This window comes from Ruegeria sp. YKSF57, from assembly GCF_059612585.1.
This window is the reverse complement of the sequence record NZ_JBXWQW010000003.1, coordinates 132,422-146,027: the sequence shown is the minus strand read 5'-3', so window position 1 is coordinate 146,027 and position 13,606 is coordinate 132,422. Positions and strand designations below refer to the sequence as shown.

At 61.2% G+C, this 13,606-nt stretch carries 10 protein-coding genes; 1 reads left to right on the top strand and 9 read right to left on the bottom strand.

What is annotated here, in order from left to right; genetic code table 11:
* Positions 1-12 precede the first annotated feature (12 nt).
* Genes AC2FLX_RS01930 through AC2FLX_RS01895 form a run of 8 tightly spaced genes read right to left on the bottom strand, consistent with a single transcriptional unit; the run spans position 13 to position 8,939 of the window.
* On the bottom strand, positions 13-915 hold the full coding sequence (locus AC2FLX_RS01930; protein ID WP_496744814.1) for an FAD:protein FMN transferase: 903 nt from the start codon (positions 913-915) through the stop codon (positions 13-15).
* Positions 912-1,430 carry a nitrous oxide reductase accessory protein NosL gene (locus AC2FLX_RS01925; protein WP_496810810.1) on the bottom strand — a complete coding sequence of 173 codons (519 nt, stop codon included), beginning with the start codon at positions 1,428-1,430 and terminating at the stop codon, positions 912-914. The genes AC2FLX_RS01930 and AC2FLX_RS01925 overlap by 4 nt, the downstream gene beginning before the upstream one ends.
* Positions 1,427-2,248, bottom strand: coding sequence for an ABC transporter permease (locus AC2FLX_RS01920; protein WP_496810811.1), 822 nt, complete (start codon positions 2,246-2,248; stop codon positions 1,427-1,429). The genes AC2FLX_RS01925 and AC2FLX_RS01920 overlap by 4 nt, the downstream gene beginning before the upstream one ends.
* The gene (locus AC2FLX_RS01915) at positions 2,245-3,138 is read right to left on the bottom strand and encodes an ABC transporter ATP-binding protein (RefSeq protein ID WP_496744820.1); all 894 of its coding nucleotides are present in this window, start codon (positions 3,136-3,138) and stop codon (positions 2,245-2,247) included. The genes AC2FLX_RS01920 and AC2FLX_RS01915 overlap by 4 nt, the downstream gene beginning before the upstream one ends.
* Positions 3,128-4,384, bottom strand: coding sequence for a nitrous oxide reductase family maturation protein NosD (locus AC2FLX_RS01910; protein ID WP_496810812.1), 1,257 nt, complete (start codon positions 4,382-4,384; stop codon positions 3,128-3,130). The genes AC2FLX_RS01915 and AC2FLX_RS01910 overlap by 11 nt, the downstream gene beginning before the upstream one ends.
* A gap of 3 nt (positions 4,385-4,387) precedes the next feature.
* Positions 4,388-6,295 carry a TAT-dependent nitrous-oxide reductase gene (gene nosZ / locus AC2FLX_RS01905; RefSeq protein WP_480747777.1) on the bottom strand — a complete coding sequence of 636 codons (1,908 nt, stop codon included), beginning with the start codon at positions 6,293-6,295 and terminating at the stop codon, positions 4,388-4,390.
* A 14-nt stretch (positions 6,296-6,309) separates the two neighbouring features.
* Positions 6,310-8,487: a 4Fe-4S binding protein gene (locus tag AC2FLX_RS01900; RefSeq protein ID WP_496744823.1), complete on the bottom strand. Its 2,178-nt coding sequence runs from the start codon at positions 8,485-8,487 to the stop codon at positions 6,310-6,312.
* Positions 8,478-8,939 (bottom strand): DUF2946 family protein, encoded by a 462-nt coding sequence (locus AC2FLX_RS01895; protein ID WP_496810813.1) that lies wholly within the window; start codon positions 8,937-8,939, stop codon positions 8,478-8,480. The genes AC2FLX_RS01900 and AC2FLX_RS01895 overlap by 10 nt, the downstream gene beginning before the upstream one ends.
* A 195-nt stretch (positions 8,940-9,134) precedes the next feature.
* Here AC2FLX_RS01895 and AC2FLX_RS01890 point away from each other — a divergent pair, with 195 nt between their 5' ends.
* Entirely contained in the window at positions 9,135-10,934 is a 1,800-nt protein-coding gene (locus tag AC2FLX_RS01890; protein ID WP_496807030.1) for an NAD(P)-binding domain-containing protein, read from the top strand.
* 41 nt (positions 10,935-10,975) lie between these two features.
* Here the strand turns inward: AC2FLX_RS01890 and AC2FLX_RS01885 are convergent, their stop codons facing one another.
* Positions 10,976-13,477 (bottom strand): adenosylcobalamin-dependent ribonucleoside-diphosphate reductase, encoded by a 2,502-nt coding sequence (locus AC2FLX_RS01885; RefSeq protein ID WP_496810814.1) that lies wholly within the window; start codon positions 13,475-13,477, stop codon positions 10,976-10,978.
* Between the last annotated feature and the right edge of the window lie 129 nt (positions 13,478-13,606).

The window sequence follows — 13,606 nt, the reverse complement described above, 5'->3', positions numbered from 1 at the left end:
ACGTTCCGGACCCTATAGAAGCATTTCCAGCTTTGCCTGCGGGAACCTGGAAAGGACGTTTGCGGCCTTCTCTGCCGAAAGCAGGCACAAGGCCGTCGAAAGCCCATCCGCCACGGCCGCGCGCGGCGCCGACACCGATACGGTTTGATGCACAGAATACCCACCGCGCGGGTCCAGGATATGACCCTGTTGCGCGCTCAGCATGGTGCCGCTTGGGGTCGATGTGGCTACGGCTCGGTCGCGCAACGTTATCCGCTGACGGACGGTTTCGTCAGGACCGACCAGCCCGACGCTCCAGGCCGAACCGTCGGCATGCGCGCCCAGCGCCGCGATCTCGCCCATGTCCACGAGTACGTCTCGCAACCCGAACGATTTCAACAAATCGGCAATGCGGTCTGTTATTGCGCCCTGCGCAATCCCGTTGAGGGTCAGACCTGACAGTCCGGGCTGAGCCAGCCGTACGTCGCGCGACGTGACACGAACTCTTTCCCATCCGACCGCGGCGCGGGCCGCGTCGATTTCGGCCTGCCTTTTGCCCAAAGCCAGCGCCATCCACAACGGCTGTACACTGGGATCGAATGCCCCATCGGTCGCCTCGTTCAAAGAAGAACACAGGCTGAGGATATCCAGCAATTCCGGCGCGGGGTCTTGAAGGTACCCTAGCGCGTTCAACTGGCTGAGCTGAGAGTCCGGGCGGTATAGGCTGAAAATCCGTTCCAGCCGCTCCAATTCCGCCTCGATTGCGGCGAAGATGGGCGCAGCCTGCACCTCATCAAGTCCTTCGAGGCGCAGGCTGGCCCCCGCGCCCAGCGCAATGCCACGCCACCGGGCAACCGGTGCAGCGAATGCACCCGTGGGCAGCGCCGCGCAGGCGGCGGAAACGGTCAGAAAGCGGCGGCGTGAAACAAGTGTCATGCCGGTGTCTCCAGCGTCAGGTCCAGATCGACGGGGCCAAGAACCTCGGCCTCGGGAATGTCAGACAGCGGCAGGGCCTTGCCGCCGTATTGGTCGATAAATGTCATCGCGGCGGCAGGATCGGCAAAGGGAACGACCTCGGGCGCGCCCATTCCGCCTGCCACATTGGCGCCAACGACAAAGGTAGCGGCACCGGCATCGATCCAATTGGATATACCGGGGTTCGCCCAGTTTTGCGCGGCCCCCATGTCGCTGACATAGACGGCCGTTATCTCGGCATCCCGCTCCGGTCCCTTGAGGTAGGCCAGCATGTCCCGCACCTGCGCAAAGAACAGCGGCGCTGGATGGCCTTCCAGGTGGATCTGGCCCTTGGGGCCACCATGTTCGGCGACATTCATCTGGCAGAAGTAGCTGAGTGCGACCTCGGTCAGGTCAACCGGCGCAGGGGGCGCGGCAGCCTGTTCCTCCTTGCAGGCAGAAAGAGCGACCAGAGCAATCACGGCGAGGCGTCTCATGGTTCGACCCTCCGGAAAGCAAGACGGGCCAGGGCAAAGCCCAGCACCGGCCAGATCAACAGCGAAGCCGGAGCGGCCCACGCAGGCAGCGCCTGCGCCGCGCCGGTCATGCCCGAAGCCATTGCCACGCTTTCGGTCGCGGCGATGTTCCAGAGACGGAATGCGTCGGCCGGGTTAGCTACCATCACCCATGGAAAGACGGATTGGGTGAAGTTGCCGCTTTTGTCCATGACCACGGCCCCCAAAAGCCCCAGATCATAGAGAACGACAAAGATGAGCCAGAGCCCGGCCGACAGACCTGCCGCCGCCGTGGCGCCCCGTGCCAGGGCCGACAGCAGGTATCCCAGCGCCAGAAACACGGCGCCCAACAGGATCGAAGTCACGATAAGACGCGCCAGCGCCAACAGGCTTTCCGGCCCCGCACCGCCGAACCATGCCGCCACCGCCCCGGCAGTGCCAAAGCCGACGGCCATGGCAAAGGCCAGTGCCGCAAGATGCGCGGTGAACTTGCCCAACAGGATTTCACCACGCCCTGCAGGATAGGACAGCAGCAACGCCAAGCTGCCCCGATCCACGTCGCCGGCGATGGCGTCGAATGAAATCATCAGGGCCAGCAGCGGCGCGAGGTAGACCGACAGCGTGGTCATCGAGGCCACAGATACTGTCAGCATGTCGACACCCAGCGTACCAGTCGGCGCGCTGCCGGCAAATGTCAGCGCCAGCGCAAACAGCACCATGATCAGCGTCGCCACCAGCAGCCAGCGGTTTCGGCGCAATATCAGCATTTCGGCGCGGGTTATGGCAAGAAACCGAGTCATTGCAGGCCCTCCCGTGCATAGTGACGATAGAGATCTTCCAACTTGGGCGGTGTCATCTCGACATCTGCCACTGCATCGCCCAGCCCTGCAATCCGACGCAGGGCCTGCATCTTGTCCGCAGGCGAACAAAGCAATTCGACCGATGCGCCATTGACGCGGCTGCCGCCCAGTTCTGCAGCCAGAGCCTCGGCATTCTGCGACGCGCGCACGCGCAGCCGGATCGGCAGCCCCGCCAGTTCCGACAGGTTCGACAATGTATCATCTGCCACCTTCACGCCCCTGCGCAATATGGCGATTCGGTCGGTACGGGCCTCGACCTCGGTCAGGGCGTGGCTGGCGATCAGCACCGCTGTGCCATGCCCCGCCAACTCGTCGATGATAGCGTAAAGATCCTGGCGCGAGATCGGATCAAGGCCGCTGGTAGGTTCGTCCAGCAGGGCCACTTTGGGGCGGCCCAACAGAACCTGCGCCAGCCCGAGACGCTGCCGCATTCCCTTGGAATAGGTGCCGATGCGACGATCCAGGGCTTCACTCAGTCCGACGCGATCAAGCAGACTGGCAATGTCGGCTTTCTCTCCAGACAAGCTGGCGAACAGGCTCAGTTGCTCACGCCCGGTCAGGGCAGGATGGAACGATACCGCCTCGGGCAAGTAGGCCGTATCGCGCCGCGCGGTCGCGCTGCCGGGATGGGCATCGCCGACACGGATCGATCCGCCGTCGATGGGGATCAGCCCAAGAATGGATTTGATCAGCGTCGACTTGCCCGCGCCGTTGTGACCCAACAGCGCCACGCGCTCGCCGGGGGCAAGGGTCAGGTCAACGTCGCTCAGAACGCGGTTGGGGCCGCGATCCTTGCGTACTTTCTGAATAGTCAGGGCCTTATCCGTCATGAGGCACCTTTTGCATTGCTAGGGGTTTCGGGGCTTGCATCAGGGGATTGCTGTCGATCACGCCACCCGGCAACAATGCCGGAAAGGCCGATTGCGACCAGCGCACCAGTTGCACGGCCGGGGAGCCGAGCAACAGTTTGGCTGCGGGTTGAGTCCACAGCACATGATCCATGCTATCGTTGGGGCGATAGGGGGCGTCGGCGACACCGTCGCCGTTCACGTCATAGGCCGCAAAATCGGACCAATAGTTGCCGCGACCGTCCTCGGACCATTCGACCCAGCGGGTCGATACGTATTTAACCTGTGTGCGGTTGCCGACAAACGCATTGCCGACAATCCTGTTGCCCTCGGACCCGGCGGTGAAATGGATGCCGATGCCGCACCCTTCGAACCAGTTGTCCGAGAATTCGTTCTTGTTGGCATTGTAGAGGAAGGTGCACTTTTCCTTGGCCCCCTTCACCACATTGCCCGAGATCACGCTCTGGTTGGCATAGTTCAGCATGACTCCGTGTTCCCGATCGCCGATCGAGACGTTGTCGGTGATCTTCACCCGTTTGGTGAACATCACGGCATAGCCAAGATCGTTGCCGATTGAAACATTGCCCGAGACCTCGGAATTGTCGGCGTACATGTAGTGTACGGCAAAGCGAAGGTCGCGAAACAGGTTGTTTGTGAACGTGTTTTTCTTGGACGAATTCACGAAGATCCCGTCGCGGCCATATTGGATGTCATTGCCATCGACCACCGCGCCCGGAGCGTTCCAGACATAGACGCCATTGCCACGCGAATTCATGTGGCGGTCCTGGCGACCTTCGATCCGGTTGCCCTTCACAAGGCTGTCTCTGGCCCCGTGAATGTCGACGCCATAGAGGTTGCCGATCAGAACGTTATCCTCGACCACCGGCGCTTTGGCCGTCTTGGTCAGCTTGATGCCGCTGTCGATCCCTTCATGATCCGAGCCCGAGCCGATCACTGTCAGACCGCGCACGGTTACACCTGGCCCGGTGATGGTGATGACGCTGCCTGCGCCCTGTCCATCAATAGTGGCCTGCCCCAGCCCGTCGATGGTGACGGGCCGGTCCAGAACCAACTGCTCTGTGTAAACGCCCGGCGACAGGCGAAGGGTGTCTCCCTCCTCCGCCTGCGCCAATGTCTCAGCAATGGCCCCTGCCCGATTGGGTACATCCCATTCCGCCGCCCAGAGGGGCGAGCCGAGCAGGAGCGGTATCAGCAGGGACCAGCGCATGGGTTATGCTCCCCGCGGCTCGACGAACATCCGGCCGCGCATCTCCATGTGAAGCGCGTGGCAGAACCACTGGCAGTAGAACCAGTGCACGCCCGGACGGTCGGCAATGAACGTGACCGAGGCGGTGGCCTGCGGCGCAACTTCCATCGCGATACCGAAGTTCGACAGGCAGAAGCCGTGGGTCACATCATCCACGTCATCCAGGTTGGTGACATAGACCGTCACTTCATCACCTTGTTTGACGGTGAACTTCTCCATGCTGAACACGGGCGCGGTCGAGGTCATGTAGACCCGCACTTTGTTGCCATCCCGGATCGGTTCCTCTGCACCTTCGTCCAGATCGACACCGTCAGCGGCAGCCTGCGCGCGCGCCTCTTCCCACATCGGGTCGTTGCGGTCCCAGACGTTGACCGGGTTCACCTTGGACCGGTGAACAATGATCGAGTCATGGGGCTCGGCAAAGGTCGGGCCGTCATGGACCACCTTCATCTTGTCACCGGAGATATCGATCAGCTGCTCATTCTCGGGCTTCAGCGGGCCTACGTTCAGGAAGCGGTCTTTCGAGAACTTGTTCATCGAAATCAGCCACTTGCCATCGGCTTCGGCAGTTTCACCCATCGAGGTCGAGTTGTGACCCGGCTGGTAATGCACGTCGACCTTGTCGACGATCGGGTCAACATCCGCACCTGCATAGGCCTCGATCGCCTTGGCGATGTTCCACTTCACCACCTGGCTGTCCAGGAACAGGGTGGTATAGGCGTTGCCCTTGCCGTCGAACGCCGTGTGAAGCGGGCCAAGACCCAGCTGCGGCTCGGCGACAACAGCAGAACGCGGATCGGCGTTTTCGCTGAACAGCGCATCGACCTTTTCCACATCGATCACGGATACGGTCGGCGACAGCTTGCCGTTGATCATGATGTGTTTCTTGTCGGGTGCTGCGTTCACACCGTGCGGCGAGTTCGGGATCGGGATGTACCGGGTCAGGTTTCCACCCGCCTCTTTACGTCCGTCCACGACCTTGACGCCGTTCAGTTCCTGATAGTTCCCGGCCGCTACGGCCTCTTCGATACCTTTGAGGTTGAACACGACCACATGGTCCAGCTCGTTCTCGGTCATCTCGGCCAGGTTCATACCCATTTCCGAGTTGTACGAGGTCGAGAAGGCGTATTTGCCCTGATAGTCGCAGTCGGTGTTGTCGAGGTTGCCCGACACCATCACCTGCCACGCGATTTCCATCGTATCACCGTCGATGGCGGTAAAGATGTTCACGTATTGCGACGGATCATCAAGGATCGAGCCATCATTGACCAGCGGTGCCTCGTGTTCACCATTGGCGAAAATATAGCCGGTGCGCGGGTATTTCTGTGGGCGCAGGCCGTGGATGTCGTGCGCGTTCGGGATCTCGATGATCTTGTCGCATTTCATCACGTCACAACGCACACGGGCCACGCGGGTGTTGGCTTTGTCGTTCATGAACAGATAACGGCCATCATAGGTGCCGTCGGTGAACGACATATGCGGGTGGTGCAGGTCGCCGTTGTCATAGGTGACCTTGCCGTTCGCAGCCAGGTATTCCTTGGTTTCAGGCAGCAGGCCTTCGGTCAGGACCTTCAGCGACTCGTTGGTCTGGCCCCAGCCCGTGGCCGAGCAGCGGTTGAATACCGGCACCCGCATCAGTTCGCGCATGGACGGCACGCCCAGAATGCGCAACTCGCCGGACTGGCCCGAGGACCAGAAGCCGTAATATTCGTCCAGCTCACCTGGCTCCAGGCTTGCATTGGCCGCGGCAGATGCCTCGCGGGCGGTCATCAGGGTCGAGCCCAGACCGGTGCCGGCCAGCACCGCGCCAGTGGCGGATGCTCCCAACAATCCGCGGCGGGTGACGTTCAGTTTTTTATCGTGTTCCGACATGATCGTTCCTCCTTTCAGGAAACTTCTTGCGGTTTGGCGTTTGGATGGTTCGCCGGTGGTTGTCCGAGCGGGGTCTTGAGATCGACCGACCCTGTCTTGGCCCGCCGTTTGATCTGGCGGATGACGACGGGACATTTGGTCTCGGACTGATAGAGCACCTGACAATGCAGGCAGGTGACGCACTCGTTCGGATTGATCTCACCGGTGGGGTGGATCGCCTGAACGGGGCATTCATTGGCGCAGGTCTGACAGGGTGTGCCGCAATCTTTGTAGCGGCGCAGCCAGTCGAACATGCGGATACGGGCAGGGATCGCCAGCGCTCCGCCCAGAGGGCAAAGATAGCGGCAATAGAACCGCTCAACGAACAGCCCGATCCCCAGCAGGACCAGCGCAAAGACCACAAACGGCCAGTCGCGCATGAATTTCAGAATGATTGCGGTCTTGAACGGCTCGATCTCGGCATATTGCTCGGCCAGCGGGATTGACACGAAACTCAGACCAAAAAGGCCCAGGAAGATCATGTATTTCGCAGGCCACAGGCGCTCGTTCAGACCCCAGGGCAAAGTCCATTGCGGGACTTTAAAAGCCCGCGCGATCTTGTTGGTCAGCTCCTGAAGCGCGCCAAACGGGCACAGCCAGCCACAATAGGCCCCACGACCCCAGAACAGCAGGGCGGCGGCCACGGCAAACCACTGGATAAAGACCAGCGGGTCCAGCAGGAACGCGTCCCACGAGAACCCCGTGCGCAAACTGCCCGCCAGCGCCATCAGGTTCACCACGCTCAGCTGTGCATTGGCATACCAGCCGATGAAAAACAGGGTCATCGTCAGATAGCCGATGCGGAACCAGTAGAACACACGCGCATTCATCGTGGCATGGAACTGGAAGAAGAACGTCGCCGTCAGCACCAGCAGCATGACACCAAGCCCGGCAATCTCGACGGTGCGGTCCTTCCAGATTCGTTTCCACAATGCCGCCTTGGCAGCCGCTTCGCCGGTTGCATCATCCACGACCGATGGGGCGGTGACCGGCAACAGGTACTGTTCCGGCAGCTTGTATCCCAGATCGAAGGTCAGAAAGGTCTTTTCCACAGCCCCGACGGCACGCTGCACCAGCAATTGCAGGCGGAACGGCTCGGCCGGGTCAAACTCGGCATCAGCCGGGATTTTGAAAATATCCAGTTCAGTAAAGCTGGGGGCATCCGGTGCTGCAACCTCACCCAGACGGCGCTGCTGCTTATCGAAGAACCGCACCGAACTGTCGCCCTGGATCAGCTGAATCCGGTCAAAGATCCCACCCCGGACATAGCCCGATCCCTTGAAACTATAGGCCCCGCGACCCAGAACCAGAATGGCCTGTTCGCCCTCATCCAGCCAGTTGGTCAGGTTCTGGTATTCAGCCTCACCCAGCAGCGACTTGCCGATGGACGGCACCGAAACAAGCGCCATATGCATGTCGATGAAGGTGTCATCCGGCTCGCCCGGTTCGGGGCGCTTGATCGCGCGCTGATCCCCGGTGGCTTCAAAGGCGGCATTGACCTGCCCGACATCCAGCGTCATCCGCCGGACCGAGCCGTCTCCCGACAAAGTGGTCCAGTCGTAGACCGCATCCTGCGCCATGTCGACTTCGCGCTGCGGCCCGTCAGCCTGCACCGGGGACAAACCGCCCAGACCCAGCGCGCGGGCCACTTTGATCCCGCCGCGCACAAGGCTGTCATCGATCACCATGATCGTCACGGTCGCGCCCGAGATGATGTCGAGATCATGCCCCTCACCCCCGGTCTCGGCCTCTCGTTTCAGGTCAAGGCCCGCATAGCCTTCGGTCAGTTCGACCATCCGGGAATTGGGAATGCCTATCAGAACGATGGGTTCGGAATGCTTGACCAGCTGAACGCCGGTCAAAACAGCATCCGCGTCGATGGCGGCAACCACGTGAATGGGTTTGCCGGAATATCCGGTCGTGCCTACAAAGTCCGAAGTCAGAAAAGCCCACGCGATGGTTTCACCGCCTCGAAGGACCGGGGCAACTTTCACGTCGCTGCGTACCGGGCCAAACGCGTCGGCGCCCGGGGCCAGGTCAGCCGGATCAATGTCAGGAAGAAAGCTGGCAAGACTGTCGGCGCGCGCACTGATTGCGACAACGCAGGAAAGAACGAGGGCCAGAAGGAAATGGATTGCGCGACTTACGACCACGGCGCACCTCCGGTTACTTGGATTGACGCCATGGACGCGCGCGGGGCGCGTTCGGTTCTGTCTTGGGGCGCGCACGGGGGGCCCCGGCCAGCGGGCCAGAGATGCTGTGACTTGTGCGAAATGTACAGGCCCTGCACCCCCCATTGTTCATTTTGTACAAAACGAAGCGGGTCGATTTGGGGCATCTGCGGCAATGGCGCGGCGGCTGTCACCGCGCACAGGGCGCAGTGCGCGCAGTCCTGGCAGGGGCCGGTGTCGGGGTTATTGTCTTCAGGAGTCACCTGTACCCACACCGCCCCTGCCTCCGAGCAGATTTCCATCCATTCACCCTGCTCCGCGCTCGCCAGCGACGGAGCGACAAGCTGCAACAGCAACAGGAGGATGCCCAAAACCCCAGCCACCGCTTGGAACGCGCGGGCGGTTAGGAAAGGATTAGGGCGACGGGCGAACATGCAAAATCCGACTCGGAATTGGTATACGCCCCGAGTCCTACGCCTGATTTGAATCGGGCAACTTGACTTAGGTCAGGTCCAAGAGCGCACCCGCATTCAAACCCGCCTTGGCCCGGCTTTTTCGAAAAGCTGGATCGAAATGGAAAAATTCCCTTAGACTGTCCTGAACAAGGCAAACAAAAAAGGGAGGAGAAGATGCTCGACACGACATTGACGGACCAGACGCAGGAATTTCTGGATGCGTTTGGCAAGGCCCTTGAGCAGGGTGACATCGAGGCCGCAACCGGAATGTTTCAGGACGATTGCTATTGGCGGGATCTGGTTTCGTTCACGTGGAACATCAAAACGGTCGAGGGCAAGGCGCAGGTGGCCGACATGCTGCGCCACCAACTGGCCACGACAAAGCCGCGGAACTGGAAAGTTGCCGACGGCGAGCTTGCCGCCGAAGATGGCGGAGTAATCACCGCCTGGATCGAGTTCGAAACGGAGGTGGCGCGCGGCTATGGTCTGTTGCGCCTTAGGGACGGGCGGATCTGGACCCTGCTGACGACGATGGTGGAACTCAAGGGGCATGAAGAGCCGAAGGGTTTCCAGCGCCCGCTGGGGGCGAAACACGGAGCGGGCAAGCACCGCACCACCTGGAAAGAGGAGCGCGAGGCGGAAGAGGCGGAGCTTGGGTACAAGACCCAGCCTTATTGCCTGATCATCGGTGGCGGTCAGGGCGGGATCGCCCTGGGCGCAAGGCTGCGTCAGCTTGGCGTGCCGACCATCATCGTCGAGCGCAACGACCGTCCCGGCGACAGCTGGCGCAACCGCTACAAGTCTTTGTGCCTGCATGACCCGGTCTGGTATGACCACCTGCCCTATATCAAGTTCCCCGAGAACTGGCCGGTGTTTTCGCCCAAGGACAAGATCGGCGACTGGCTGGAAATGTATACCAAGGTCATGGAGCTGAACTATTGGACCCGGACCACGGCCAAATCCGCCAGCTATGATGCGGCGGCCAAGGAATGGACCGTGGTCGTGGACCGCGACGGCGAAGAGGTCGTTCTGAAGCCCAGGCAACTGGTGATGGCGACCGGCATGTCGGGCAAGGCCAATATGCCGAATTTCCCCGGCATGGAAAAATTCAGGGGCGATCAGCACCATTCCTCGCGGCATCCCGGCCCGGACAGGTACAAGGGCAAGAAGGCGGTGATCGTCGGCTCGAACAACTCGGCCCATGATATCGCGGCGGCGCTGTGGGAGAACGATGTCGACGTCACCATGGTGCAGCGGTCCTCGACCCATATCGTGCGGTCGGACACCCTGATGGAGATCGGTCTGGGCGATCTTTATTCCGAGCGCGCGGTACAGGCCGGCATGACCACGGAAAAGGCCGATCTGATCTTTGCCTCGCTGCCTTATGCGATCCTGCACGAGTTCCAGATCCCCGCCTATGCGGCGATGAAGGAGCAGGACAAGGCGTTTTATGACGGGCTTGAGAAAGCGGGGTTCTGGCTGGATTGGGGCGACGACGAGTCCGGCTTGTTCATGAAGTACCTGCGGCGCGGTTCAGGCTATTACATCGATATCGGAGCCAGCCAGCTGATCATCGACGGTGAGATCAAGATCAGGCGCGGGCAGGTTGTCGAGGTTGATGAAACCGGGGTGATCCTGGATGACGGCACCCATCTGGACGCGGATGTCATCGTCTATGCCACCGGCTATAACTCGATGAACGGCTGGGTGGCCGATCTGGCCGGGCAGGAGATGGCCGACAGGGTCGGCAAGGTCTGGGGGCTGGGGTCGGGCACCACCAAGGATCCGGGGCCGTGGGAAGGCGAAGAGCGCAACATGTGGAAACCGACCCAGCAGGAGGCGCTGTGGTTCCACGGTGGCAACCTGCATCAGTCACGGCACTATTCGCAGTTCCTGTCGCTGCAGATCAAGGCCCGGATGGAGGGCATCGACACGCCGGTCTATGGCCTGCAGGAAGTGCACCACCTGTCCTGAGGCATGGCACGGGCCGGGGTTTCCGGCCCGTCAGCGCGCAGTCACTGGCACTTGGAATAGCCGCAGCTGCGGCAGGTCATGCAGCCTTCGATCATCTGCATGTCGTACTGGCCGCAGCTGGGGCAGGCCTTGCCGCGTGATTCACCCGCGTTGACCACCTGTGCCTGGGGGTCGGATTTCAGGCCCATCCCCTCGCCTTCCAGAAAGCCGATGGCGACCATGTGCTGTTCGATCACGCCGCCGATCGCGGCCAGAATCGAGGGGATGTATTTGCCCTTGACCCACGCCCCGCCGCGCGGGTCGAACACGGCCTTCAGCTCTTCGACCACAAAGGACACGTCGCCGCCGCGCCGGAACACGGCCGAGATCATCCGGGTCAGCGCCAGCGTCCAGGCGTAATGTTCCATGTTCTTGGAGTTGATGAACACTTCGAACGGGCGGCGGCGCCCCGAGATGATGATGTCGTTGATGGTCAGATAGATCGCGTGCTCGCTGTCGGGCCATTTCAGCTTGTAGGTCGACCCTTCGAGCGATTGCGGGCGGTCCAGCGGTTCCGACATGTAGATGACGTCGCCGTGGGGGCGCTGAGGTTCGGCGTCAGAAGAGGCGACAATTTCAGGCGCCCCCTCGTTCTTACCTAACAGTGCCTCAACCGGCACCTTCAAAGCTGCGGCGATTTTCCGGATCGTATCTATTTTAGGCGACCGTGATTTCCCCTTGAGGATATCGTACACGGCTGTTGCATTAAGTTTGGCTGCTTCCGCGGTTTGTTTTGCGTTCATGCTCCGAAGTGACATTGCGCTTTCAATTCGCTCAGCTAAGGTCACCCCCTCCAGGCTAATGGGTGACGAAGAAACACTCAAAACGCTCCCCGTCACATCATTGGGGCGATAGGTCGTGCAGCCTTTGCAGCCCTGATCCCAGGCCTGCATGTAGACGTCCTTGAAGGCGTCAAAGCTGATATCCTCGGGGCAGTTGATGGTCTTGGAAATCGAGCTGTCGATCCATTTCTGCGCCGCCGCCTGCATCCTGACATGATCAAGGGGTGTCAGGGTCTGGGCATTGACGAAATAGTCGGGCAGCGCCGCGTCGCCGAATTTGTCGCGCCACATCTGAACGGCGTAATCCACCACCTCTTCCTCGGTGCGCGAGCCGTCTTTCTGCAGCACCTTGCGGGTGTAGGCATAGGCAAAGACAGGCTCGATCCCCGACGACACGTTCCCGGCATAAAGCGAAATCGTGCCGGTGGGCGCAATCGAGGTCAGCAGCGCGTTGCGGATGCCGTGTTCGCGGATCGCGTCGCGCACGTCATCGTCCATGGCGCGCATGGTGCCGCTGGCCAGGAATTTTTCGGCGTCGAACAGGGGGAACGCGCCTTTCTCCTTGGCCAGATCGACCGACGCCAGATAGGCGGCGCGGGCGATGGCGTGCAACCAGCGTTCGGTCTGGTGCGCCGCCTCGTCCGAGCCATAGCGCAGGCCCAGCATCAAGAGCGCGTCGGCCAGCCCGGTGACGCCAAGGCCGATGCGGCGTTTGGCCTGCGCTTCGGCGGCCTGTTCGGGCAGCGGGAATTTCGAAACGTCCACCACGTTGTCCATCATCCGCACGGCTGTCGCCACCAGATCCCCGAGCGCCGCAGGGTCCAGTTCCGCGTTCGCCTCGAACGGGTTGGTGACCAGCCGCGCCAGGTTGACCGAGCCCAGCAGGCAGGCCCCATAGGGCGGCAGGGGCTGTTCGCCGCAGGGGTTGGTGGCGGCGATGGTTTCGACATAGCTGAGGTTGTTGGCCTGATTGATGCGGTCGATGAAGATCACGCCCGGTTCGGCATAGTCATAGGTCGCCTGCATGATCTTGTTCCACAGATCGCGCGCCTGCACGGTGTGATAGATCTTGTTGTCGAAGACCAGCTCCCACGGGCCGTCGGCCTTGACCGCCTCCATGAAAGCGTCGGTCACCAGCACCGACATGTTGAACATGCGCAGGCGGGCCGGGTCGGATTTGGCGGTGATGAACTGTTCGATATCGGGGTGATCGCAGCGCATGGTCGCCATCATCGCGCCGCGACGCGAGCCCGCGGACATGATCGTGCGGCACATGGCGTCCCACACATCCATAAAGCTGAGCGGGCCAGAGGCATCCGCCGCCACGCCCTTCACATCCGCGCCGCGCGGGCGGATGGTCGAGAAATCGTAACCGATACCACCGCCCTGCTGCATGGTCAGCGCGGCCTCTTTCAGCATGTCGAAGATACCGCCCATGCTGTCGGGGATGGTGCCCATGACGAAGCAGTTGAACAGCGTCACCTGCCGCGCGGTGCCTGCGCCTGCGGTGATGCGCCCGGCGGGCAAGTATTTGAAATCCTCCAGCGCCTCGAAGAATTTATCCTCCCAATGCGCGGGGTCATTCTCGACCCGCGCGAGATCACGGGCGATGCGCCGCCAGCTGTCTTCAACCGTCTGATCGATGGGGGTGCCATCCGCCTGTTTGAAGCGGTATTTCATATCCCAGATCTGCTCGGCGATGGGGGCGGCAAAGCGGCTCATGTGTGATTCCCTGTTCCGGAAGAGGTATCCAGATTAAACCTATTGTGAGGCTCGTCACAATAGGTTGATGAATTCTGTTGCCGGGCTACAATATGAAGTCGGGCCTTGGGACGACTCTGTGGGGAAGTT